The sequence below is a fragment of the Burkholderia sp. PU8-34 genome, assembly GCF_053427725.1.
Window position 1 is genome coordinate 149,410 of record NZ_JBSAXC010000005.1, and the last position, 26,338, is coordinate 175,747.

The 26,338-nt window shown below is 56.0% G+C and carries 16 protein-coding genes and 1 pseudogene; 11 read left to right on the top strand and 6 right to left on the bottom strand.

The annotated features are described in order from the left end of the window. The first annotated feature begins 25 nt into the window (after positions 1–25). The 10 genes from ACV22Z_RS14710 (at position 26) to ACV22Z_RS14755 (ending at position 17,380) form a co-directional block, all read left to right on the top strand. Positions 26–2,008, top strand: coding sequence for an SIR2 family protein (locus tag ACV22Z_RS14710; protein WP_448077026.1), 1,983 nt, complete (start codon positions 26–28; stop codon positions 2,006–2,008). Beyond that, a complete protein-coding gene (locus tag ACV22Z_RS14715) occupies positions 2,005–2,727 on the top strand; it encodes a hypothetical protein (RefSeq protein WP_448077027.1) in 723 nt (240 codons plus the stop codon). Before ACV22Z_RS14710 ends, ACV22Z_RS14715 begins: the two co-directional genes overlap by 4 nt. Continuing rightward, a complete protein-coding gene (locus ACV22Z_RS14720) occupies positions 2,724–4,850 on the top strand; it encodes an AAA family ATPase (RefSeq protein ID WP_448077028.1) in 2,127 nt (708 codons plus the stop codon). The genes ACV22Z_RS14715 and ACV22Z_RS14720 overlap by 4 nt, the downstream gene beginning before the upstream one ends. Positions 4,851–5,475: 625 nt before the next feature. After that, positions 5,476–7,314, top strand: a complete 1,839-nt coding sequence (locus tag ACV22Z_RS14725) for a type I restriction-modification system subunit M (protein ID WP_448077029.1) — start codon at positions 5,476–5,478, stop codon at positions 7,312–7,314. Further along, entirely contained in the window at positions 7,311–8,675 is a 1,365-nt protein-coding gene (locus ACV22Z_RS14730; RefSeq protein ID WP_448077030.1) for a restriction endonuclease subunit S, read from the top strand. The genes ACV22Z_RS14725 and ACV22Z_RS14730 overlap by 4 nt, the downstream gene beginning before the upstream one ends. Further along, positions 8,672–9,604: a DUF5655 domain-containing protein gene (locus ACV22Z_RS14735; RefSeq protein ID WP_448077031.1), complete on the top strand. Its 933-nt coding sequence runs from the start codon at positions 8,672–8,674 to the stop codon at positions 9,602–9,604. The genes ACV22Z_RS14730 and ACV22Z_RS14735 overlap by 4 nt, the downstream gene beginning before the upstream one ends. Before the next feature lie 55 nt (positions 9,605–9,659). Next, the gene (locus ACV22Z_RS14740; RefSeq protein WP_448077032.1) at positions 9,660–12,779 is read left to right on the top strand and encodes a type I restriction endonuclease subunit R; all 3,120 of its coding nucleotides are present in this window, start codon (positions 9,660–9,662) and stop codon (positions 12,777–12,779) included. A 187-nt stretch (positions 12,780–12,966) separates the two neighbouring features. Further along, positions 12,967–13,497 (top strand): hypothetical protein, encoded by a 531-nt coding sequence (locus ACV22Z_RS14745; protein WP_448077033.1) that lies wholly within the window; start codon positions 12,967–12,969, stop codon positions 13,495–13,497. A gap of 269 nt (positions 13,498–13,766) precedes the next feature. After that, positions 13,767–15,059 (top strand): hypothetical protein, encoded by a 1,293-nt coding sequence (locus ACV22Z_RS14750; RefSeq protein WP_448077034.1) that lies wholly within the window; start codon positions 13,767–13,769, stop codon positions 15,057–15,059. A gap of 5 nt (positions 15,060–15,064) precedes the next feature. After that, a complete protein-coding gene (locus ACV22Z_RS14755) occupies positions 15,065–17,380 on the top strand; it encodes a hypothetical protein (RefSeq protein ID WP_448077035.1) in 2,316 nt (771 codons plus the stop codon). A gap of 84 nt (positions 17,381–17,464) precedes the next feature. Here ACV22Z_RS14755 and ACV22Z_RS14760 read toward each other — a convergent pair whose 3' ends face one another. The 6 genes and pseudogenes from ACV22Z_RS14760 to ACV22Z_RS14785 all read right to left on the bottom strand — a co-directional run bounded on the left by ACV22Z_RS14760 (position 17,465) and on the right by ACV22Z_RS14785 (position 25,631). Further along, positions 17,465–18,691 carry a tyrosine-type recombinase/integrase gene (locus ACV22Z_RS14760; RefSeq protein ID WP_448077036.1) on the bottom strand — a complete coding sequence of 409 codons (1,227 nt, stop codon included), beginning with the start codon at positions 18,689–18,691 and terminating at the stop codon, positions 17,465–17,467. 253 nt (positions 18,692–18,944) lie between these two features. Next, entirely contained in the window at positions 18,945–19,505 is a 561-nt protein-coding gene (locus tag ACV22Z_RS14765; RefSeq protein ID WP_448077037.1) for a hypothetical protein, read from the bottom strand. Between the two features lie 35 nt (positions 19,506–19,540). Then, positions 19,541–21,646, bottom strand: a complete 2,106-nt coding sequence (locus tag ACV22Z_RS14770; protein ID WP_448077038.1) for a hypothetical protein — start codon at positions 21,644–21,646, stop codon at positions 19,541–19,543. Next, complete coding sequence (locus ACV22Z_RS14775; protein WP_448077039.1) at positions 21,639–23,975, bottom strand: hypothetical protein; 2,337 nt, start codon at positions 23,973–23,975, stop codon at positions 21,639–21,641. Before ACV22Z_RS14775 ends, ACV22Z_RS14770 begins: the two co-directional genes overlap by 8 nt. An 88-nt stretch (positions 23,976–24,063) precedes the next feature. Next, a pseudogene (locus ACV22Z_RS14780) lies at positions 24,064–25,143 on the bottom strand (YifB family Mg chelatase-like AAA ATPase); the annotation flags it as partial. Between the two features lie 242 nt (positions 25,144–25,385). Continuing rightward, the gene (locus ACV22Z_RS14785) at positions 25,386–25,631 is read right to left on the bottom strand and encodes an accessory factor UbiK family protein (protein ID WP_448077040.1); all 246 of its coding nucleotides are present in this window, start codon (positions 25,629–25,631) and stop codon (positions 25,386–25,388) included. Between the two features lie 352 nt (positions 25,632–25,983). Between ACV22Z_RS14785 and ACV22Z_RS14790 the strand changes: the two genes are divergently transcribed. After that, positions 25,984–26,322 (top strand): P-II family nitrogen regulator, encoded by a 339-nt coding sequence (locus ACV22Z_RS14790; protein WP_006398175.1) that lies wholly within the window; start codon positions 25,984–25,986, stop codon positions 26,320–26,322. Positions 26,323–26,338: the final 16 nt, after the last annotated feature.

Here is a 26,338-nt window from a genome sequence, read left to right on the forward strand (position 1 = left end):
GTCCATAAGTGCGTGCATAAGGTCAATGATGAAATCAAAGGCTGAAAATTCGTTTGGCTACCTCGTGGACCGAATTCTTCATCGTCGCTGTCTACCTCTGATTGGTGCGGGTATCTCCGTCCAGTCAACAAAAGATGGGCAGTCATGGGACGGCCATAAAATTTGGGAGCTGATTGACAGGGCGATTAGACCGACGCTTAGTGCCCGCTTGACGAGGTTCAGGAAGAGTCCCGCTAAGCTGCGGGTGTGTGCGCGTTGCAATGATTGTTTCTCTCACGAAGTCACTTACCGGCATGCGTTTCGTGATTTCGGTGTTTCAACGTCCTCGAATTGTTTCCTTTGTGATTTGAGGCTCGCGAAGGAGCAAAGTGCGCTTACAAAGGCATGCGAGGCGTTTCTTTGGGAGCACGGGGGGGCGAATCAGGATGCCTACGAAAAGCTCGTCGGAGCGCTACAGATAAGGGAATTCACAAACCTCGACCCGAGGCCCGCACATTTCTATCTCGCATTTCTAGCACGAGAAGGGCTCATCACAGAGGTTGTGACGACCAATTACGATTGCAACTTGGAGCGCGCATACGAAAAGACGTGGCGGGACGTTAGCGCTTCGGGGAAAAAATTGACACGCGCGGTCTTCGACTTAGACACGTTTGCCGAGTACGCGGCAATAAGCCCCGAACGGCGACCAGGAGAAGACACAGCCTACGTGCTTCGCGTCTACAAAATAAACGGCTGCGCCGGACAGTTGAGGGAGAATCCCGCACATGCCAAAGACATCTTGTTGACGGCCTCACAGCTACAAGACTGGCGGAAGCGAAAATGGGCTGCAGACTTCTTTCGGACAAAGGTTCGTACAGCTTCGCTCGTAACGATTGGCTTTGGAAGCGACGAGCCTCAGGTAGTGCACACCTTGCAACAGGTGCTCGAAGAGTTCTCGGAATTAAATGTACGAGAGCCTCAGCCGATTTACGACGCCGAGAACGCGCCCGTCGTGACCACATACGAGCACTATCCAAGCTTTCAGCAACTACAGTTAGTACATGGTTTTGCTGCATGGTGGACAGGAGTTGCGACCGACGGCGACGCGCTGGTTGTCGGCCCATACGAAAGAGACGCGTCGGCAACCTCTCCAGAATCCCCTCTGAATGCACCAGAGTGTCTGCCAGCGGACCGACTATGGGCTGATGTGTTCCAAATGGTATTCGCACACGTGCTCTGCGGGAAGCTGCGGGACGCGGCGGTGAGTGAAAATTCGGCGTTTACCGCGACCATTCCGCACGCAGACAAATTGCTCCTTGCGTTGGCGGCCGAAATGGATGTCTGTATGACGCAACAACTGCGTGACGCGTCCGCTGCTGGTCACTGGCTGGTTGAGACTGGTGAATTCTTAAATACGACGGCACCACCTCGGCCGGCGCTCAGTCGGTGCATAAGTCACATCCGAGATTCGGGCGTGCATCCGGACTATTACTGCGCAATCAGTGACCATCCCAGTCTTGCTGCAGAGTTGGCGCTGTTGTTCGCACTCCTTCGAAGTAGGAATGTTAATGCCGTAGCGGCGTCAAACGCGGAACCCGACTGGTGGGGCCGGCTATCTTTATTACCTCGTGGCCCGATTGAGATACGGCTGCCTGCGGCGGTAGGTGATGATGGTATGGATGCAGCTTTGTACGTTTCCGGGCGGCTTCAGGTTGAAGACGGGGCGTCCATGACGATTCCCGGACGCGCCGGACCGATGCAACGGGTGGAGCTAATTGTCGGCATGTCGGGTAGGGCCAGAAGGTTGGCTGACCGTCGCGCCTACGTAATAGATGGAGCTTTGCGCAAGCCAATCGTGATTGTCAGGATTGATTGGCGGACCCTGTTCCCTGCGTCGATGGCAGAAGCGTCACTCCCGGAGGTTTCTCAGCGCCTTCAACAGGTTGTTCGATTTCCAAGTAAGTTTCGACGGCGGCTAGACCCAAGCATCCGCACCAATCCACTTCTTCAGCGTCGAGCTGCCTCATGACCACCACTCAATCAAGTATGGCCTTTGCATTATCTGACGAAGTTAGGGATGCAGATGCCGGTCGTGTCTACCTTCGTGAGCATCGATGGCTAGCGTGGAACCGATTGTTTATATCACCGGTGATGAACGTCGTCGATGCTACGTCGCAGACGATAGAGCCGGACGCAGTCGAGGATTCAAATGAAGCGTCGATGCTGCGCGATGAAATCTGCGACCTTGTAGACAGCCTGTCCTCTGCCGGTATTACTGCGCCGGTTACATTGGTTATCCGCTGTGACTCAAGAACTTTTCCACACTGGCACCGCTTGGCAGGCGACCAAGATTGGCTGCGCGGGACGTTTGCTATCTACCCATACGAACCGGAACGATACACAGCTGCGGGATTTCCCGATGCAGGTCGATTTACTTCCTTTATCACTGATTCATCGGGAAGCGATGTGAGCCAATACGCGCTGCGCTCGCTAACGGAGCAGCAATATCTACAAGCCGTTCGGGTACGGACTGTCTCCGAAGCGAAGGAACATTCCCCGATGTATCTGCTCGCGAAGAGGGTGCTTGCCGCATATGAAGAGGGTGGTGTTGCCGTCGCTGGGCAACCTGTCGGCCAGTCGATAGCCAAGCGCGGCGTCGCGCGTTGGCTTACCGAGGATATCCTCGCGCGTGCATCGGAACTTCTGTTTTCCGACATCGCACGCTCGGAAGGGGGAGAAATCAATTGAGGCCGATACAGTCACTGAGGCTGCAAAACTTTCGAGGATTTGCGGGGGAACACGTGATAGACCTCGACGCGGACCTCATCCTGGTTACAGGGAAAAACGGGTCGGGGAAGACGAGCCTACTGCTTGCAATCGACTTGCTTCTGAACGGACGCACGAGTCTCATCGACAGCGCGGCGGATTTGAAAACCACGAAAGCGAGCAGTGGGCGAATCGAGCTGGTCGGCCCGAGGCCGCTGCAACTTGACCTTGCGAGCTTGCCCGCGAGGCGAGCGTATGCCGATTTGCTCGAACGCGCCCAGTTCTTCTTTCCGGAAGGGTTAGCGTCTCCCGAAAACTCTCAAGACATTTTGTCCATCGTCGCTCCGACCGCGACTGCATGGGAAAGCATTCGTATTGCTTTGGAGGAGGCGCAGGTCGAGTTGACGACGGCGAAGTCGGCAATCTTCGTGCAAAAGTTTGACGTTGACCGGGAGAGAAGAACAGTCGCCCAACGCTTCGAAGGAGCAAAGGGCAGGTTTCCATTGGAAGATGCGCTTGACTACCCCTGGATTGACTTGGTAAGGGATTCACAGAGCTTGCTCATTCAGAGCGGTAATCTTGCCAACTACTGGCAGAGTCAACTACGAAACCTGCTCGATAAGCTGGCTGACGTGGCTGGAACGGAGCCGGTTGCGGATAGTGGGACTGACAGTGTCTTGGATTCGATTGGACAAGCATGCGAAGCGCTTCGAACAAAGATTGAATTGTCGAAGCCTGATGACCTGCAGGGTCATGCGCCTGTGGATGCCTTGTATAGAGCACTGGGACACTTGGCGCGGGACAGTGAAATCAACTGGCCTGAACTCTTTGTAGCGAAGGCGGACGATGAGATTTCTACGACACAGGAGATATCGGAAGATTTGGCCGAAAAGCATCGACGGCTCGCTGCTATACGCGAGCAACGAAATCAGCTCGACGTCGGCTCAAGCGCGCTCGCTCCTTCATTAGAGCAGCTAGGAAGTCAAGCGAATGGTTGGCTCGAGTCACTGAGAAGACTTCCCGAGTCGATGCGCAGTGATGGAGTACAACTTGAGTCATGGCTCAAAGACCTCCTGAGTTCAGCACCTCAATTCGCTGAACAGGCGCGGTTTATCGCCGAAAAGCTTCGACAGTTGGAGCTTGAGATGCTCAGCGACATTGCGCGTACCGAAGCTACGCTTAGCGAGCTTCGCGAACGGCAATCCCTTCGAGCCTGTATTTTTCCCGTAAAGGATGAGGAGTGGGCCTCTACGGCTGCAACTGTGGGTGAGCTTCGGGAGCGAGCTGAGAAGCGGATGACAGAGCACCGTCAAACCCGGTCGTCGCTCGACCTAGTGACCACTGCGCTTACTGAACTCGCTACGGCAGCACGGTCCTGGGCTAATCTGGAGCGGGAGATTGAGCGCCAAAGCTTGGTGCCAGGTACCAAGGAAAAACGGATTGAGGCTGAAAAGCTGATTGCTGAGGCCGAGCGTACACTCAAACGAGCAATCGGGAAGGACAGCGTCTTTAGCCTAACGTCTGCTATCGATGAAGCGCAGTTGCGGGAGCTACTGAATTCATTGAACCGCCTATTGGCTCGCTTCCACTTTCCTTCTGACTTCTTGCCAATTCAATTGCAAGTCGTATCGAAATCGGCAAAGGTACCAACCTACCGCTTTGTCTCGGCACGCGGCCCTGAGTATGCAGGTCTCTCGACAGGCCAGAAGACGCAACTTGCAGTATGTTGGACCGTTTGCCTGTGCTACGCGTTGCGAGAGCGAATTACGCATCCCATAGTTGCTTTTGACGACTTTACCACTGCGCTTGATATGGGGCAGCTGATACCAGCTGCGGGAATATTGAGACAGCTCGCATACTGTGAAGCGGAGGAATATCGGCGTCAAATAATTGTGACGAGCCATCACGAAGACCTAACCAACCGGCTTCTCGATTACCTCTTGCCACCTGAGGGGCGTACGATGAAGGTAATCGAAATGCTCGAGTGGACGCCAACTTTCGGTCCCGAGATGCAAGTCTATGACGTAAAGCCCGCCGTCCAGCAGGCAACGTCGAAGGAATTGGCCGGTTGGCTAAACGCTCAACTGCAAGGTCGTCCTGCCTAGCTGTGTCTGAGATGCTTTTCGGTGAGCGTGGCAACTGACATCTGCTCACGCCTACGAAGGTGGCGGGACCACTGCTGGAAGTCGACCAGTTCCTGACCGCTCTGTGTTGTTCGTGCTCGAGCCCGACGAAGTGGACCTAACGACTTGATTCGGAGAGATTGGCCGTATGAAATCCGTTTTCCAATTTTACGCGGCCAATTGAGGGGCAATCAGCGAGGAGCGGGCTCTGCCTACCTGCACGGAGAGGCGTGAAGTGGTTGATGTCCCCAATGGCCTTCGGGCAGCCGTAATACAAACGAGGCAACGGTTACAGGGTGACCCGCTGCTCGGACCGAGTCACTGGACTGGGGGTGTTGCATTGCAGGCCGTCGTGCTGTGCTGTTCTGTTGGTCGTTTGCTGCGGCCGCTGTAGGTACCTCAATGCCTGTCTCAGGCGAAATTTACGCGACCACGTCCGGGGGAGGCTGGACCTCCACCCAATCGGATAGGGCGGCGAATGGCTGGGAAGTCCTCGGACGGGTTCTTCGGTACCACAGGCAGGCGGTAGAATTCCAAACAATTTGTCGCGACAATTGGCAAATCTCGCCTGCCGGCGGGGACCCAAATGCCTACCAGAATCGAAAAAATGAACCACCAAGCGCTCTCTTCTTTTATCTGGTCCGTAGCCGACCTCTTGCGGGGGGATTACAAGCAGTCCGAGTACGGCCGGGTCATCCTACCGTTTACGGTGCTGCGTCGTCTCGATTGCGTACTGGAATCAACCAAGGCATCAGTGCTCGCGGAATTTGACGCGAAGACGAAGGCGGGGTTAAATCCAGACCCATTCCTTACGCGAAAAGCCGGTCAGTCGTTCTACAACACGTCCCCGCTCGACCTCGTCAAGCTCCTCGGCGACCAGGACCATATCCGGCAGAACCTGTATGCATACATTCAGGCCTTCTCGCCCGCTGCGCGTGACATCTTCGAACGCTTCGACTTTTACACGCAGGTCGAACGTCTCGCCAAGGCCAATCTGCTCTATCTGGTGACCGAGAAGTTTGCGAATATCGACCTGCACCCGGGCGCCGTAGACAACGCCCAGATGGGGCTCGTCTTCGAGGAACTGATTCGCAAGTTTGCCGAAATCTCGAATGAAACCGCTGGGGAGCACTTCACGCCGCGCGAGGTCATCCGGCTGATGGTGAACCTGCTGTTCATCGAGGACAGCGACGTGCTCACGGCAGGCAACGCCGTGGTTCGGACCATTTATGACCCGACGGCCGGCACGGGCGGCATGTTGTCGGTGGCGGGCGAATACCTGCTGGAGCACAATCTGGCCGCGCGTCTGACCATGTTCGGGCAGGAATTGAACGACGAGTCGTATGCCATCTGCAAGGCCGACATGCTCATCAAGGGCCAGGACGTTGCGAACATCGTCGCGGGTAACACCCTCTCCGACGACGGTCACAGCGGGCGCAAATTCGACTACATGCTCTCCAATCCTCCGTTCGGCGTCGAGTGGAAAAAAGTCGAGAAGGCAGTTCGGACCGAGCATGAGCAAAAAGGCTTCGATGGCCGCTTCGGCCCTGGCCTGCCGCGCGTGTCCGATGGGTCAATGCTGTTTCTGATGCACCTGCTCTCGAAAATGCGCCCGGCGGCCGATGGCGGCAGCCGTTTCGGTATTGTGCTCAATGGGTCACCACTGTTCACAGGCGGAGCGGGTTCCGGCGAAAGCGAGATTCGTCGCTATGTCCTCGAGAACGACCTAGTGGAAGCTATTGTCGGCTTGCCGACCGACATGTTCTACAACACTGGCATTGCCACCTACGTGTGGATTCTGTCGAACAAGAAACCCGCTCATCGGCGCGGGTTCGTGCAGCTCATTGACGCAAGCAGCTTCTGGCAGAAGATGCGGAAGTCGCTTGGGAGCAAGCGAAAGGAGATGTCCGACGAGCAAATCGCAACTGTCACTAAGCTCTTCGGGGAGTTCGTTGAGGCGGAGCTGTTGACGGTATCTGACGCTGACGGCAAAGAAGTATCACGCTGGGTGGTGCCTGCGGGTGGCAGCGCACCAGAGGTGCCACCTGGTGGCAAAACTAAGTCGGTGCCGATTTCGCGAGTCTTCAGGAACGAGGGCTTCGGCTACACGACGATTACCGTCGAGCGCCCGTTGCGCGATAAGGACGGACAGGTGGTGCTGGGTACCAAGGGTAAGCAGAAGGGCAAGCCGCAAGCAGATAGCGCGCTTCGCGATTCCGAGAACGTGCCGCTCTCCGAGGATATTGACACTTATTTCAAGCGGGAAGTGCTGCCGAACGCGCCGGGCGCCTGGATTGACGAAGAGAAGAGCAAGGTGGGCTATGAGATTCCATTCAACCGGCACTTCTACGTGTTCGAGCCGCCGCGCGACCTGCACACGATTGATGAGGAACTGAAGGCGGTGTCGACCAACATCATGAAGATGCTTGAGGAGTTGGCGGAATGAGCTTGCCGAGGTATTCAACATACAAACACACCGGACTGGAATGGCTAGGGGAAGTGCCGGTGCACTGGATGGGCCCTAGCAAGCTAGGCGCGCTCTCTTCGCTCAAGGGGAGGCTTGGATGGCAGGGTCTCAAAGCCGAGGAATACCAGACCGAAGGGCCATACGTAGTCAGCAGTGCGCATTTCTTGGACTACCGGATTCTCTGGGACGAGTGCCCGCGTGTTTCACGGCAACGTTACGATACTGACAGCAACATCCAGCTTGTGACCGGGGACATCCTGCTAATGAAGGATGGCGCTGCAATGGGCAAGCTCGCCTTTGTCGAAAGCCTTCCAGGAGACGCGTGCCTTAACAGTCATCTGTTATTGTTCCGCCCGCTCGAAAATGACGGAGAGCCGACATACATTCCCAAGTTCGCTTTCTACTTCATGCAGACAAAGCTCTTTCAAGAGCACATCAAAACCAATGGGACCGGAGCAACCTTTCTTGGCATCTCGCAGGAGGCGATAGCGAGATATCAAGTAGTATGGCCACCTCTGATTGAGCAAAAATCTATTGTCAGTTTCCTTGATGGCGAAATCGGCAAGATTGACGCACTGATTGCCGAGCAGGGAAAGCTTCTCGAGCTACTGGCAGAAAAGCGCAAAGCGACCATCTCGCACGCAGTGACGCGTGGCCTGAATCCAGACATGCCAATGAAGGATTCCAGTGTGGTGTGGTTGGGAGAAGTGCCCGAGCATTGGGAGGTCGGCGCACTTGGCTACCTTTGCTCGATTGAGACTGGTGCGACTCCCGACAGAGGCGAACCTCTGTACTGGAACGGTTCGATTCCTTGGCTCAAGACCGGTGAAATTAACTGGACTCCAATTACTCAGGCTGAGGAATACATCTCGGAGGATGGTCTCGCCAATTCATCTGCGAGGCTCGCTAAGCCCGGCACATTACTGATGGCGATGTACGGTCAGGGGGCCACTCGCGGCCGAGTCGCGTTGCTTGAGATTGAGGCTGCCTACAATCAAGCATGCGCAGCGATGTCATTTGGGCCTCGCATCCTTCCCAGCTTCGCGCGCTATTTTTTCATGGCCGCGTACGACTATGTCCGTGATGCCGGAAACGAGACCAGTCAAATGAATCTCAGCGCCGGCCTCATAGCAAAGTTCAAACTTACAATTCCTCCAATTGACGAACAGGCCAACATTGTTAGCTGGCTCGATACGGAGATAGTTCGCCTCGACTCGCTCAACACCGAAGCCGAACGAGCCATCGACCTGCTCAGGGAGCGCCGCAGCGCCCTGATTGCCGCCGCCGTCACTGGCAAAATCGACGTGCGCAATGCCGTGCCTGAGGAACTCGCCGCATGAGCGACATCCAGTTGTTTCGCCTATCCCACGGTACCGCAAGTGAGCTATCAAGCCATGCCGCGAAGTTGGAGAAGCAGTTGCAAGGTCTCATCGAAACGAACATGCCGACCTTCCTCGGTGTTCGCTTCCTAGCCAGCGAGTACGCGACCGGCAAGACCCACAAGGGCCGAATCGATTCGCTGGGCCTCGACGAGAACGGGTGCCCCGTCATCATCGAGTACAAGCGTCAGAGCAACGAAAACGTCATCAATCAGGGGCTGTTCTACCTGGATTGGTTGCTTGACCACCAGGCGGAGTTCCGCTGGCTGGTGATGGAAAAGCTGGGTAAGGACGAAGCGAACCAAATCGAGTGGGCCGGCACGCGTCTGCTGTGCATCGCGGCCGATTTCACGCGCTACGACCAGCACGCTGTCCAGCAGATTCCGCGCAATATCGAGCTGATTCGCTACAAGCTATTCGGCGACGACCTGCTGTTGTTGGAGCTGGTGAACTCGCAGAGTGTTCCGGAGGCTTCCACCGTCAATTCTGAAGCGATTTCGGCTGTCGCTGAATCGTCGAAGCCCAAGCCGACTGGCAAAGATAAGTCGCCAGAAGAGCAGCTCGAAGTGGCCTCTTCGGAGATTCGTGAACTGTATGCACAGACGGCAAATTACCTGAATTCCTTGGGTGACGACGTGCAGGAAAAGCATCTGAGGGTCTATGTTGCCTTCCGGCGCCTTAAGAACTTCGCGTGCATTGTGGTGCAACAACAGCGCATTGTCGTGATGCTCAAGCTCGACCCAACAACTGTGACCCTGGAAAATGGGTTCAGCCGCGATGTCAGTCAAATCAACCATTGGGGCACCGGTGACCTGGAACTGAGTCTGCAAACTCTAGCGGACCTGGAGCGCGCCAAACCATTGATAGACCGCAGTTACACCGAGAGCTAGGCGGCGTACCTGGCCTGCCCTTCAAAGAAGAACATTAAATGCATACGGGTCAACGATGAGCAACTTGCACCAGGAACATCACTTCGAGGCCGAAATCTGTCAGTCCTTGGCGACCAATGGCTGGCTCTATGCTGAAGATGATGCCTCGGACTATGACCGCACGTATGGGCTCTTTCTGCCCGACCTGCTGACGTGGATTGAAACGACGCAGCCCGACACCTGGCAGCGCCTGACGAAGACCCACGGCCCGGCACTCAATGAGCGTCTTGCTGAACGGGTACGCAAGAGCCTGAATGAGCGCGGCACCTTGGACGTGTTGCGCCGTGGCGTGGAGATGTTGGGGCTCAAGGAACCCCTCTGCTTGGTGCAGTTCAAGCCGGCACTGACCATCAACCCTGTCATCCAGCAGCACTACGCCGCCAACCGGCTGCGTGTCGTGCGTCAGGTACGGCATTCCCCGAACGACCCGCAAGACGCGCTGGACTTGGTCCTATTCGTCAACGGCATTCCGGTCGCGACCGCCGAGCTGAAATCGGACTTCACGCAAAGCGTGCAGGACGCAGTCGACCAGTACCGCTTTGACCGCCATCCGCAGCCGAAGGGCGGGCAGGCGGAGCCCCTGCTCGGCTTTCCTGGTGGCGCCCTGGTGCACTTCGCGGTGAGCCAGACCGAGGTCATGATGGCCACCCGACTTGCCGGTCCAGCAACCCGCTTCCTGCCGTTCAACCGGGGCAACCACGGTGCGGCCGGCAATGCGCCGAATCCGGACGGCTTCGCCACCGCCTACTTGTGGGAAGAAGTATGGGCACGCGACAGCTGGCTCGACATCCTACACCGCTATCTGATTGGCAAGCGCGACGAAAAGAAGCGGCCCAAAACCGTCATTTTCCCGCGCTACCACCAGCTCGACGCGACCCGCAAGCTGGTGGCTGACGTCCTGGCGCAGGGCCCTGGCCAGCGGTATCTGATTCAGCACTCGGCAGGGTCAGGCAAGACCAATTCGATTGCGTGGGCCGCTCACTTCCTCGCGGACCTACACGACGCCGAACACCGCAAGTTGTTCGATAGCGTCCTCGTCGTGTCTGACCGCACCGTGCTTGACGCGCAGCTGCAGGAAGCGATTTTCGACTTCGAGCGCACGGCGGGCGTCGTCGCCACCATTACCAACGAGCACGGCAGCAAGAGCGGCCAGCTCGGTCAGGCGCTAAAGGACGGCAAGAAAATCATCGTCTGCACCATCCAGACGTTCCCGTTCGCTCTGCAGGCGGTGCAGGAGCTGGCAGCGACCGAAGGCAAGCGCTTCGTGGTCATCGCCGACGAAGCCCACAGTTCGCAGACCGGTGAGTCGGCTGCCAAGCTCAAGCAATTGCTGTCCGCCGAGGAATGGGCCGACCTTCAAGATGGCGGTGAAATCGACACCGAAGCGCTACTGGCTGTCCAGATGGAAGGCCGGACTGGTGCCAAAGGGCTGACCTATGTCGCGTTTACAGCCACGCCCAAGCAGAAGACCCTGGAGCTGTTCGGCCGGCCGGGTCCGGACGGCCTGCCGCAGCCGTTTCACGTGTATTCGATGCGCCAGGCCATCGAGGAAGGCTTCATTCTCGATGTCCTGAAAAACTACACGACCTACAATCTCGCGTTCAAGCTCGCTCACGACGGCGTGGAATACGATGAGAAGGAGGTCGAGCGAAGCGCCGCGATGAAAGGCATCATGCAGTGGGTCCGGCTGCATCCGTACAACATCGCGCAGAAGGTGCAAATCGTCGTCGAACACTACCGAGAGAACGTGCAACCGCTGCTCGATGGGACGGCGAAGGCGATGGTGGTCGTCGCGAGCCGCAAGGAGGCGGTGCGTTGGCAGAAGGCCATTCGCGCCTACATCGACCAGCGGAACTATCCGTTGGGCGTGCTCGTGGCTTTCTCCGGCGAAATCGACGACCCTGAGAGCTATCCGGCGCCCGTGACCGAGGCCAGCAAGGAATTGAACCCCGGTCTTAAAGGGCGCGACATCCGCGACGCGTTTGCCGAACCCGAGTATCGCCTGCTCCTCGTTGCAAACAAGTTCCAGACGGGCTTTGACCAGCCCTTGCTGTGCGGCATGTATGTCGACAAGATGCTCGGGGGCATCCAGGCCGTGCAGACCCTGTCGCGTCTCAATCGTGCCCATCCGGGCAAGGACACCACCTACATCCTGGATTTCGTCAACGATGCCGGCGAAGTTCTGAAGGCGTTCAAGACGTATTACGAGACAGCCGAACTGGAAGAGACCACCGACCCACATCACGTCTATGACCTGCGCGCCAAGCTCGACGCCGCTGGGTACTACGACGACTTCGAGGTCGACCGCGTCGCCAAGGTCGAACTAGACCCGAAAGGCACCCAGGGGCAATTGCAGGCCGCCATCGCGCCGGTAGCCGACCGCCTCCTTAAGCGCTACAAGGCGGCGCAGCAGGACCGGGCCGCCGCCGAAGGGCAGCATGACGAGAAGGCGGCCCAGGCTGCCAAGGACACACTCGACGCATTGGCGCTGTTCAAGAACGATATGGGGGCATTCGTGCGCCTCTACGCGTTCCTTTCGCAGATTTTCGACTACGGCAATACCGATATTGAAAAGCGCTTTCTGTTCTACAAGCGGCTCATCCCACTGCTGGAATTCGGTCGCGAGCGCAATATCGTCGACCTGTCGAAGGTTATGCTGACCCACCACAGCCTGAGAAACGCCGGCCGCCAGCATTTAAGCCTGAATCATGGTGAGACGCCCAAGCTGCCGCCAATGGACGCGGTGGGCAGCGGTGCGGTCCAGGACAAGGAGAAGGCGTTCCTCGATGAAATCATCGAGAAGGTCAACGGACTTTTTGACGGCGAGCTAACTGACGACGACCAGCTCGTGTACGTGAACGGCGTCCTAAAAGGTAAGTTACTCGAAAACGCACTGCTCGTTCAGCAGGCCGCGAGCAATAGCAAGGAGCGGTTCGCCAACTCCCCCGACCTGAAAGACGCGCTGCTACATGCCATCATCGACGCGTTCGATGCTCACACCACGATGAGCAAGCAAGCGCTCGATTCGGAACGTGTGCGCGACGGGCTTAAGGAGATTTTGCTCGGACCAGCGAAGCTGTACGAAGCGTTGCGCGCCAAGTCAGGAAGTGCAGACGGAACGCCTGCGCGAAGCTAATTGACACTCTAACGCGCGGGTAAGCGAACGGCGAAGTCGGCTGTCAATCTGCGATGGGCCAGTCGACACTGTCGGGAAGATGCTTTCCGGAGCCAGCGACACGGGATTACAGGGAGTCGCAAGGCGCTCCGGGTCCGGTATGCTTGGGGCGGCGGCACGATTGGCGGAAACTGCAAGAGGTCGAGGCATGGATACGGTGGACGGCATCGAGCTGCACTCGTTTGCTCCCGGCAGTTCGGTGAGAGGGCTTGCTGAGAGCGGCTGCCGCGACGTGCCGACCGCTGCCGGTGTCTACGTAGTCATCCGCGCGGCGACAGGCGTTCCGCGCTTCCTGCTCACTAGCAGCGCCGGGCGGTTCAAGGGGCTTGACCCGAGCTACCCGGAGCAGACGGTGAGCGACGCATGGGTGCCGGGTGCAACGCTGGTCTACGTCGGCAAGGCGGCTGGCGAGAAGGGCCTGCGGCAGCGATTGGGGGAGTTGGTGCGCTTCGCGTATGGCGCGAACGTTGGTCACCGAGGAGGACGCCTGCTCTGGCATCTCCCCGACTGGGAGCAACTGCTGGTGCGCTGGCGGACCTGCCCGCCACATTCTGCGGACGCCGTCGAAGCTGCTCTCATCGAACAATTTTGCCATGCGCAGGATGGCCGACGCCCCTATGCCAACCGGCAGAGCGGCAACGCAGCCAGATTGACTACCTGTTTCTCACAGGCGGAGTGACGTCCAGACGCTGCAGAAAGCAGATGCGTGTGCGACATGCTCGACGTCGGCCTCGACTCACGCTTGACCGGGACGTCGAAGCTCGGCAGGAGCGCGAGAGCGGGCCTCGAACCATTGCGACCAGGTAGACGTGGGCACTCGGATGTCGGCATAAAATTCCGAACTGATATGTCGATACTCAGCCGATGGCGTTAATATTTGCACAGCTACAATCTCCCGACTTCGCCTTGCGCGTCGTCCGCGACTGATGAGTTGCACAGGAAATCACGATGAAAATGCCTGACCCGGACATTGGGAGCATTGAGCGAGCAATACTCTCTCTTAATAGCCAACTGGAGGGTGACCTGGACATTTCCGCCGGCGGTTCAGGCGTGACTTCATTTTGCGCGGAGGCTGCCCTACTCCAATTTGTCGTTACTTGGGCTCGTACAACTCGTACTCCGGCCGTTGCAGTCTTTTCAGGTCTCGAGGGTAAGGCCGAAACCTTCGAGACGAGCCTTCAAAAGCAACTTGGCCTGCCACATGTGGTCGCAGCATGGGTCCTCGCTGGAAAGCTATATGATGCCAGTCGGAACCTGCTCAAGCGCCGGGAAGCCAAGGGGTATGCCGCTTTTCTCGACGCGATGGATAACTTTGAGTTCCACCATACTCATGACACGCTGGAGACGCGGGCAAACCTCGTCTGCGTGCAAGGTAGTAAGCGTGAATTCATTCGCCCGTTCTATGAGCAACTCCAGGGAAAATGGCGGGTTAAGCCAGAGGGGGACGTCCGGGTCGTCATACAGGACATCCTCGCTCAACTCGCTGAGACTTGGAACGCTAAATATCTGCGAGAGGTATCAGAGCCGCTCGCGCATCTTGTTCGTGAGCTGGTAGAGAACTCAGATTGGTGGGCACGCGCCGACCATCGTGGAGTTGAGTACGACAAGGGCATTCGTGCAGTTACCTTTCGATTGCGAGACATCGATGACGACAACCTGCACATGTTTGCCGGTGGGAACACTCACATCCAGAGCTACCTTCTGCATAACTTGACGACCCATCAACGGGTCAGGCGAGATGAAACACCAAGCTCGCATCCGGCTGTTGTTCGCAAGTTGAGCTTCATGGAACTCTCGATGGTTGACTCAGGGCCCGGCCTGGCTCGGCGCTGGCTAGCAAGTCGCCCTGGAAGCAAACGGTCCGTCGACCGGTTGACCGATATCACGCTGCATGATGAAGAAGAGGCGGTCATCGAATGCTTTAAGAAGTGGCGGACCACATCAGGAAATTCACTACGGGGCATAGGGCTCTTTAGCGTTGCTAGCCTCTTACGCAAGCGAAATGGGTTTCTGAGACTGAGAACAGGGCGGCTCGGATTTCTCTTCGGCACGCAATCAGCAATTACCGATATTGAGACGCAATTGAAGAAATATGATGTCTCAGCAGACTACGTGAAGCTGGAAGACGGCACTCATGTTTTCTTGCAGGATGAGCGGATGGTTTTCTTTTTGCGGCGCTGGTCACACGAAGATATTGGAGCCGTAGAGGGAACCGCGTATTCCATACTGCTTCCAGTGTGACCAATATGCTATTCATTCCATTTTCTGGCCCGACGGCGTTCACGAAAGACGCACTTCTGTTGTTCGTGGGCTCGGATACGCCCAGTTGGAACGAAATTAAGGAGGCGTTCAAGGACTGGTCTTCTAACCACGTAGTAGCCCCTGAATTCATCATTCTCGCGAGCGTGAAGTCAGCGAAAATACTAAGGGAGGCGCTAGAAGCCGGAGATGGAACCGTCGATGCAATCGACATTATTACCAAGCTGTGTAGATTTTGGCTATTTTCTTACACAGGTAGCGGCTACATCAGTCACGTGGCGAAGACGGACCGGGTACCTGTCGACGGCACGGCAGATATCTTGAAACCTGTTATCAGAAGCTTTATCACGACTGAGCTGCGAACTGGAAGTGTCGTGGCGGCGGCGCCGCAGGGTTTTTATTTCTCAAAGCTTTCCAATCGACATTCGTCGCACTTCATCCGTGCCGAAAGCCTCCTCAGCTGCACTGCGTCGATTGAACTCCTTGCGCTGCGACTACTAGATTCGTTTCGAAAATACTGTGATGGCCTCGCAGAAACGAAGGTGCGCATCCTTGTCGATTCGATGGTCATTTGGCCACTTGCACAAGCGCTGGTATCCATGCGGAGGGAAGATGACCCGAAGCGTCGATACATCATTGAGAGCTTTCGGTCATACGACGGTCTGGCAGATGACAGCCTTGAATCCGGACCTGCTTTCGTAATCATTTCAGCGTCAACCTCCGGAGGATTGGAACGCCAGCTGTCGGCGAAACTCGGTTCCCGACACGTAGAGTGCTACACCGTCCTTGGCCTTGAAGCGAAAAATCCGTTGAACGAAGGGGCGCTAATTGAGCGTGCGCGCAAGTATCTGTTTGTTTTGCCCCGTCTTCTGACGGGCCCGTCCTCACTCGAAGGATTACGCTCGCAGTTCGAAACAGATGTATCTGAGGTGCCCCCGGGCTGCGAATCGGTTCGCATCATTGGTGAGCGCTTTCTCAATCAGAACTTTCGGCCGAAACCGGTGCGTTTAGCGCACAAGGCGCTCGAGGATGGTCGCAAGTCGACGTTGGCTCAGATTTCGAGCGAGAAATTGACCCTATCGGCCCGGCGTCGACCCGATGGGAAGTCATTTTGGTCGCTGTCTTTCTCCATCGCCCAACTGGTGGATAAATACTGTACCGACAATTCGGAGGGTGACTGCATATTGAGAAGCTGGCTTACGAACTATGCTGTCGCCGGTGACATGGCCGTTGTCTATCCTGTTGACGTTCTGGAAAGTGGACGCCCCGGAGAGGGCGAAGCGAGGCGCATGGCCGAGCGCATTTGTACGCTTCTCGGAGAAAAATCCCCAACAGCCGAAATTCGGATTTTGGATAGCAGACAGTTAGATAGGCCCGATGACAGCTTAAAAAATTTCCTGCGTCGTGCTGGCGTCGTCGTTTCGGCTCCCATTTTGGGAAACGGTTTCGTCTTTAAGCAAATTAGCGCTGCCCTTCGTGCAATTCAACCGAAAGGGCCACGCCTTTATCTCGCTCTTGTAGTGCTTCCCGACAGTCAGGCACGTCTGCAGGAGTTGCGCAATGACTTGCAGTTGAATGCAGACGACAGTGCTTACCACTTCAAGCATGCTATCGCGTTGCCGATAGGCAAGGTGGACCAGGACATCGACTGGTACGGAGAGTCGCAGCTTCTCGGCCGCCTCGTAGAGACTTGTATCGAGGAGGAAATTGAGATTCCAGCCCGACTGACAGAGCGACTTCGCCAGTTCAGGGAAGGGAATGGCCTGCAGGGCGCGCTCACGTTCATGCCTTCTTTCAGAGGAAATTCGCTTGCGGTGTCTCCTGGCTTTCTCCTATGGAAGACCACGCTGCCTCTCGCAGGAGACGACTTGGCTGCAGGAGTGCTCTTGACCGTTGCAGTGTTCCTGGAGTCATGCCGCACCGGTGGTAGCAAGGAAAGCGAGACTAGCTTAATAAGCGGGCTCTTCCAGCAAACACTGATTGCGCCCGCGAATTTCACCAGATTCAACGACCCCGCGATTCAGGCGGCACTACTTCGGTCGGCATACAAATCGGAGCTGAACTTTTCGTCCAGCCCTGACATGAGCAGCGACATGCAACGCTTGATATTACGATTGATGCAATTGCACGACGCCGCCGCTGGGGAGGCGTTGCCCGAGTTCATGCTAGCGCTGACTTTGGGACGCGTTACTCTCGTCAAAGAGCATATGGAGGAGGTGCTAATGGAGGCGCAGAAGCTTCCTGGTTGGCTTCGCGTTCTCGCTGAAGAGATGCCGGGGAGTAGCATCGCCCGGAGCAACTAACTAGGAAGCGTTGCATAACGCTGCGCCTGGAACGCTCGGGCAGGCCCTGCTGCGGGTAGAGGCGCAGAGCAAAGCGTGAGCACGTTACGAGGCAACGTCTTGCCGAGCCATGGTAGTAGCCAAGAAATCAGACCATGCATCAGCATCTTTGAAGTCACCAGTCGAGCCAACATCTCTGAGAAGTTCATCTACTGTCGATGCGAGTTCGGCGGCCGCCTTTCGCAAATCACGGTCGCTGGTAAGCTGGGATACAAAGCGCTGACGGGCGTCGGCGAGCGCGTCAAGGCCGCTGATTTTCGTCAAACGCGCCAATGTCTTGCGGAATTCGGTAACCTCATCGACAGCGAGGTGTATGTAAATTTCTAGCGAGTCGACGCTAAGGTGTCCAGTAATCTCCCGAACGTGTTCCTTTATGGCATCAGTGCTGAGAAGCAGCCGCCTAAGTTCGTCGGTTGTATCAAGGTTATGAGCCAAAATGAGTCTAACAAAAAGCTTCGTTATGAAGCGGTGCCTCATCATGTGAGGAGAGGCTTTGCCTTTTATGCCCGCTAGTAGCCGAATAACGTGAAATTCGTAGGTGAACGTGTTGTCGTTAAGTCGCTTTCCGGTTTTTTCACTTACGAAGAACGGACCGGACACAAGTTCTGTCGGGTTCTTTTTTGCGACGAGCGGGTTGCGAAATTTCTTCATATAAGATTCAAGATATCGAAGGTGAACCCGATTTATGGGGCATTCGCGCTCGCCATTCCCTTTCACGGTTTTGAATTTTATTAAAGGCATGAAATCGTGGTCAATTCTTTCGTCCGCGTCATCAAGTTCCTTTAATGCACGCTCGACGTCCCGAACATCAAGCAACGCCTCCTCGCGACGCCGAAGCCCTACGGCATCGAACAAGACGAACATTGTTAGCCTACGCTTACGTACGAATGGATTTTTGGTCTGTACGTCTGCTGCCGTCTTCAATGCGCCCAACTGGGAATCGTTGATTGGGAGACGTTTATGCGTGACACCTTTCCGGGTCGGGCATCCGGGATACCACCATTTTTCGCCGGTAACGTAACGTTCGCGACCGACCTTCTTTTTGAAGACGCGTTTGTATGCGTGTATCTGACCTTGCTTCCCGACGAAATTCGGTCTTCCATAGTATGCTCCGACAAATTCGAGAAATTCAAGCCATACGCACACTGTTTTATGCTGGGTAACGATATTTCGCTTCGAAGTCCTTGTGCCACCTTTCCAAACTTTTTCTGCGTTCAGGCCGGAAACGAAGCTTCTAAAGTGGCTATTCTTGAGTTTCGAAAAATCCGTCATGCCTGACTCGAAAGCTCTGCGGATTAAGGGCGACAAGTATGCGGCGTATGTCCCAAGAGTTCCCCCCTTTTGACCAGAATGAGACAACCCTCTCTCGTACAACTCTTGGAGGAAAAGATTCACTTCCGTGCACCAGTGACCGTTAGGCCAAAACATAAACGGAATATTTCCCGCAGGCGCGGTCTCTGGTGAACCATTTGGCTTTGTATGAACGAAAGCTTCAAAGGATTCCGATGAGAAGCAATAGAGCTGGTTAGTGCCCATTATCCTTCCCCTCCGATACAGAGACGACTTTATTCGTTGCCAATGAAGCCATGGCGCGAAGTTCCGCCTCATCATCTGCGCATCGGGCTTGCAGTGCCTTGTCACCATATTCGGTGACATAGGTCCTGGCGTTCAGCATTGCCTTATAGAAGGCCCGGGAGATGTGCCACAAATCCTCTTTAAGTTGGGCATTCTCCCGCAAAGCATCGCCTAAGCGTTGCTTGTAGTAGGCGCGTGTCTCCCGCCTATTGTGATTCGCGGCATGCGATGCGTGCTGAAGCCGCTCAGAGACAGACTTCCTGAGTGCATCAAGTTCGCTGAATCCTCCAGGTATGACGAGTTGTGCGCTCTTTTTTAACGTATTTAAAGCACATGGATGAATGTCATAGTCATCAATTCGTAGGGCGGCGAGTGAACCTTGTGATTTAAGCCCATCTGCAAGCTGGGAATTATTCAAATACAATTCTGGTTCATTCTGCACCGCTACTAGGAAGATGAATAGTGCGCGAGCATAATTTTCCACATCGCGGCTGTGCTTCAATGTTGCCATGTTTCTCTCCAGAGAGGTACGGGCAGATTTCACTTCTAAGCAAACTCGACTTCACTGTCCCAGATTTGTACGCCAATTCGAAAGTCGCGTCGCCCGTGTTCGTCCAGAAAAATGGGTTCGATTCTCACAGTTCCGTCGCGTTGCAGCGATTCAATGTGGCTGGCAAGTTCGTATTCACTCAAAACATCGAAACGGGAGGTCCCAAATCGAACTCGCAGATATTTTGCGAGGTCTATGTATTCCACGCTCCCCGCGCGTACCATTTTTGCCGCCGCTGCGGATTTGATTGACCGGAGTATCCCGCCAGGAATAGATGCGGTGATGTAATAGTAGAGATGCTCCATGTCAAGATGGCGCATCATCCATCGCAGAGACTCAAGGCCTTCCAAACCGGCTGAACAAAAGAACACAATCGCAAAAAATCGTCGCAGCATATGCTGTCGAACGTAGTAACGCGAACCATCCGGCAACTTTGGCGAGTCGATAAAGTCAACAAATAGGTCAAGAACGCTGTGTCCGTCTGAGCTCTTGCTACCCCGTCCGGGCATTGAGAACAGAAGCTCACTGGTCGCTATGCCGGCCGATTTGCACCTCGAGTTAAATTGCTGGAGGCACGTCACCATTATCTGGCATACTTTGGGAAGTGGCCGACTGTCGGGGCGTTGGATGAAAGGAGTGCCGGATTTGCGTGTGAGTAAGTTGAGCCAGCGACGAGTTTCGCTGAGACAGTTGTCTACTCGTAGGGTCTCGAGTTCTGCATCCCGGGCGGCCATTAAGGTGCCAATGACAAAAGCGATTGCACCAAAAAGAGCTTGAACCAACTCCACTAATCCTTCGCATGCCCGAAATCGGGAAAAATATTCCTCCTTTGAGGCGCGCGGTTCAGGCAGCTTATTGTTCTTTCGATGACTTTTTCTGCCTATCTCACCTTTTAGACTGAACTGACGCACTCCAAGAGCAATTGTCTCCGGACGACAGAATTGCTGTATGTCGTGAGCGTGCGTAAACTTGCGGACTGAAGTGTTACTATCTTTGGCTGCCTTGATAACATTGAAATAGCTTTCGAGAATGTGTTCCCCATTTTCGAAGAAGAAGTCGATACCTTTTCCTATGCAGCTCATTACATAATCTGGCGGAAGCGTGAAGGTCCGTCCGGGCGGCTTCAAAGTTAGCACGTCGCGATAGTTCAACTTGGCAACTTCGCGAACCGATGTCACAGAAGGGCCGCGTCCACATTTTGCCAGTTGCTCTAGTGTGAGCAAGTGTCGCCTATAGATTTCGAAGTTTTTCTCGGAAGGTATTGCGTCCACTTCGTCCGCGCCAATGGATGCATTCTCGCACTCGCGGACATACCGCTCGTGTGGACACCAGCATAGCTCTCGTGGCACAGGCCACCTATTGTGACCGTCGGCGCCTCGGAGTGTACCTGAGTAAAGCAGAGTTCTTAGAGCATTGATATCAGGTATCCACGCATACTCGACAGTGGAGCTACGATGACACATGCCATGCGTGTGAAGAAAGGCGCGCGTTCGAATTATTTGCTCATCAGTAAAAGACCCGACGGTCTCTCTTTGGGCGTCATCGATTTGTGCAATCTCAGGAAATGCTTTTAGCGAAGCCATGTACTCAGATTCTCGGAGATGCTCGGAGGATGATTCTATGAATTTATCGAGCGATGCTCTCCACATATATACTGAATTGTATGTTTCGCTGTCCTCGGATATTGTATAAAGAAATTGCCGGAGTTGCCTTTTGGATAATGCGGAAAGGCCGAATTCGTGCAACTTCAGTTCATTCGAGCGTAAAAGTAAATAATCAATGATGGTGAGTGTATGCTGAATTGCGAGTTTGTCTGATTTCTCCGACCCGCCTCGTGAATTTCGATTATTGGAGTCCCGATGAGTCTGAAGGCCAAGCCAGAGGTAGATATCCTCGAGAAAATCGCGATGGGCTTCGTGCATAAGATGAAAGCCGGGCGATATTTCCCTATCAAAATCAAGGGTGATTGTTCCGGCCTTCCCAAAATCCCCAAACAACTGTGATGCGCCGAACTCAGATTTGAGCCAATATGGATGCCGGTATTCGTCGAGTTTCCTGGCTAATGTCTCTGACGCGAGTGATGTCGCGCTTGAATTACTCACAGAGTGCCTCCCGAACCAAGTCGATGTTAGCTTGTGATTTGGCTTGTTTAACAAGTTCGTCAATCGATGGTTCAAGTCCAATTCGCGCATCCAGCATTTCCACGATAGCATTCGCAAAGGATGCGATGTGCTCGCCTTCAACTGAAAGGGGTATAGACTTACTACTCAGCGCCGCAGCGGCACTTGTGATTGGGATAAGCGTTTCGAGATTTGCGCAAAAAACTATCTCTGATTTGTGTCGTGCGGCCTTGACGATTCGCTGATTTTGAGCGCGTATGAGATTCGAGAGACTGTCGAGTTTTGGAAACGCATGTTGCTCTAGGAATTCGCGAAGAGCTTCCGCCGACGTGAAGCCGGTCGCTGCAAGTTGATATTTACTGCCGACTGTTGCATGTGCGACGGTAACGGTATGGAAATCGCGAATCACTAGCTCTTCGGCCAAAGCTGCGATTTGAGGCGGGACGTAGCATGCGAACGATTCAGGCGAGTATGTGTCATGGCCCAAGGCGTCGGAGGTAATGTATGGGTTACGAGTTTCTACGAAAATCTTCACTCCGACAGTTCTCCGCAGCGTTCCAAGTGAGAATCGTTTGAGGAGGTCTAGCACCTCTTCTTTTGTGAACTCTTCGCGACATGCAAGGAACTCATCCAGAAAGAGGCTGTAAAGGTATTGTGGCCCAGTATGTGAAGAGAAGCTCGCTACGACCGGGGTAGAAAAGCCTCTGCCGCACTCGAGCATTAGCCTCTTTGCGATTGGTGACCCTTGGTCTCTAAGCCATTTCCGCAACGGTCTCGTGATAGAGATTACGCTAACGACAAGTTTTAACGTCTCCTTGGTTAGCTTGACGCGTACCTCGCCTACCCGCTCCCCTTTTCGATATTTTGGTCCTATCAGGTACCAGACACCGTTCTGGTGGTTCAAGTTAACGAGCTGCCCGTTGTCGTCCCACGGTTCAAGGTTTTCGAGGAATGAGGTCGTAATATTCGGGTGTTGTAGTACAAGTAGCGTGGCAAATGGAAGCAGCGTGCCGATAGTGGGCATGCCCAACTCGCGCACCGTTCGGGAAATGGGTTTGGGATACCAAGTTGAAGGTGTCGTTTTCTTGCCGCTATCTGGTTTCTTTTCGCCTGATACTATGTGTCCAGCTTTTTCGTACCAGTAAGCCGCGTTAATGTATTTCCTTGGGTTATCTTGATGCGTAAGCTTTTTCCAGCTCATTTTTGTAGATGCTTGATGGTCGGATTCTCCAGAGCGAGCCCACTTTTTTCTCCGTAGATGCCGCGCGAATCGTTCAGTTGCTGCTGCTGTCGCCCACCGCTTTATCAGTTCAACGCGCCGAGGGCATTCGATGCTAAGGAAGGACCATAGCTCGTCCCCGTGTTGCGCGGTTGGTAACCCAAACAGAAGACTTGTACGTTTCGAGTTGTTGTCGTCGAAGTCTTTTTTGCGCCGTTCGTGGAGCCTTCGGGTTCCAGGACGATTCGTGGAGTCGGGTTCGGGGCCTGGAAATCGGCTGATTGTTGGCGGGAATAGGCCCGAATCAATTAAGTAATTTTGGAAAAATTTTCGAATATGGTTTCGCCAATCATCCAACATAACGTCCACGCTCGCTGTGCGCTCGGCTTGGTAGAAAGCCCAAAATTCGTGCCAGAACTTTTCGCCCGCGTGCGGTTTTTGCAGTTCTGAGAGTGACAAGTCAGGTCGTGACGCTATGAACTCCGAGAGTTGGGCGATGCCAGGAACAACGCCATATCTGCTGCCCTTAAAGAAATCGGCGCATGTTGAATGCAACTGTTCTGTGAACTCGCGCCCGAAGCGTTTGTAAATCGAAAACAGGGGCAAATACCGAGTAGAACTCGCTCCGTTTTCGACCGGCCATCCTTTCCAGAGCCATACCGCCTCTTCGTCGAGGCTTTTGCGCTCAAATTCGTCCCTTAACACCCGGATTTCGGGCTGCTCGACATATTCGCTGACTGTAATGGCTAGCGGCTCTTGTTCACCGGACGCTCGCAACTGGTTTATAACGGCGACGATTACCCGGGACCAAAGACTGACCGTACCTTGGGTCCTGTCACACACAAATGTCGGGGAATTGACAGCTCCAAGCAGTGCGAGAAGTTTTTGCTCAGCAACGACCACGCTTGGCCTAGGCGGCAACTTCTCTCCCGTTATTTGTAGCAGACATTCCAATGTCACAAAAATCGCCTGATGGTAGTTAGCGTAGGACCCTAGTTCCCAGAACGCATCGCCCAACAGGCGCCGCCACGCCAGCGACAAGTTGTCGAACGGATAGTCCTTGTAAGCAACGATATCCTTGACGATTGTCACGACAATTTCCCCTGTGGATAACTTGCCAATTGCTTAACCATAGGACATGCGGAGGTATCTGACAAGAAAGCGAACAAAGCTAACCAAAGAGTTCGTCGAGGAACAGCACGCCGAGGTGCGCCAGCGTGATCTCGCCCGGCTGCGGCGGATTCCGGCCGCCGACCAGCGCGGCGGCGCTCGACGAATGATGCGGCGAGCGGAACGGCCGGCGGCGCCACTGCGCGGGCGAGAAGCCGATGCGGCTCGCGGAAAGGAGCGCGGCCGACGTCAACGCCTCGTCGTCGGTCAGCGGCGGCAGGAGCCCCGGCAGGCGTGCGGCCAGCATCGACTTGCCGGCGCCCGGCGGCCCGACCATCAGCATGTGATGTCCACCGGCGGCCGCGACTTCGAGCGCGCGCCGGGCACCGCGCTGGCCGACCACGTCGGCGAGATCGGGCGCGGATGGCGCCGGCAATCCGTCGAGACAGGGCGCCGCGATCGGTACGAGCCGCCCGTCCGGCGTACCGGCGAGGTGCGCGCACAGCGCGGGCAGGTCGGGCGCGCCGAATACGGTGACGCCCGGCACGAGCGCGGCCTCGGCGGCGCTGTCGAGCGGCAGATACAGCTCGGGTGCGTGCGACGCTGTTGCGGAACCGGACACCGAGCCTGAACCCCCACCTGATCCGGAGCTGGAGCTGGAGCTGGAGCTGGAGCTGGAGCTGGAGCCGGAGCCGGAGCCGGAACCAGAACCAGAACCAGAACCAGAACCAGAACCCGTTTCACCCGCCCGCCAGTCCCGCGCGGCGCCGCACGCCATCGCGAACGCGCCGCGCATCGGCCGCAGCGCGCCGGTCAGCGACAGCTCGCCCGCGAATTCGCGGCCGGCCAGTGCATCGGCCGGGATCTGGCCGTTCGCGGCGAGGATGCCGAGCGCGATCGGCAGGTCGAACCGGCCGGACTCCTTCGGCAGGTCGGCGGGCGCGAGATTCACGGTGATCCGGCGGACGGGAAACTCGAATCCGCAATTTTGCAGCGCGGCGCGCACGCGCTCGCGGCTTTCGCGGACTTCGAGATCGGGCAGGCCGACGATCGAGAACGACGGCAACCCGTTGGCAAGATGGACTTCGACGGTGACGTCCGGCGCGCGGCCGGCCGCCGGTGCGCGGCTGCGCACCACGGCAAGCGACATGGCGAGGCTCCTGTTGAGCGGGCGGGCGGCCTGTGGGGCCGCCCGCCACGGAAAAAGGGAGTGATCGGTGCGCGCTTGCCGGCGTGGCGCGGATAAAAGAACGACGGGGTGACTGCTGCTGCGCTGTTACCTCGGGGCGGGCGAGAACGGGCCGGGTGTGGCCCATTCAGCCCGCGAATCAAACCTTGACGCCCATCAGGCCTCGACCATCAGGCCTCGAGCATCAGGCTGGTGCTTCGGGCTTACGAAGCGGCGAGCTTCTGCTCGAGTTCCGCGACGCGCTTCTCCAGTTCCTCGAGGCGCACGCGCGTACGGGCGAGCACCTGCGCCTGCGTGTCGAATTCCTCGCGGGTGACGAGGTCGAGCTTCGAGAAGCCTTGCGACAGCATGGCCTTCACGTTGCGCTCGACGTCCTTGGCCGGCGAGTTTTTCAGCAGGTCGCTGACGCGCGACTGCAGGTCGTTGAAAACGTCGCTGGGTTGCTTCATGTGATTCCCCTTCATTGCACAAAAAATGTGCATCTTCAGTTGCATACGTGCCCATGATGCACGCATGACCGGAAATGGTGCGTCCCGCGCGCGATTTCCGGGCATGGCGCCCGCATGGGTGAAAGCCCCGGCATTCCGGGACGTGCGTGCACTCTAGCAACGATCCTCGCCCGGCGCCAGCAAACCCGCCCCACGTTGGCCGTTCGGCCGGGCTCCGGTGCGGTTTCTCGCGGGATGCGCTCCCCGCAACACGGTTCGAGACGGGGCTCGGGCCGACATGGCATGCGAGTTGCTCTGAAGAGTCCGGCACACATCCAACCAATTCGACGGGACAACCCAGCGAGAGGACTTCATGAAACTCATTACCGCAATCATCAAGCCGTTCAAGCTCGATGAGACGCGCGAGGCGCTCTCGGCGCTCGGCGTCTCGGGCATCACGGTGACGGAGGTGAAAGGGTTCGGGCGCCAGAAGGGGCACACCGAGCTGTACCGGGGCGCCGAATACGTGGTCGATTTCCTGCCGAAGATGAAGATCGAGGCGGCCGTGTCCGACGATCTCGTCGACCAGGCAGTGGAAGCGATCGAGCGGGCCGCGCGCACCGGCAAGATCGGCGACGGCAAGATCTTCGTCACGCCGATCGAGCAGGTGATCCGGATCCGCACCGGGGAGACGGGCGCGGACGCGCTGTAACAGACAAGACGAGACA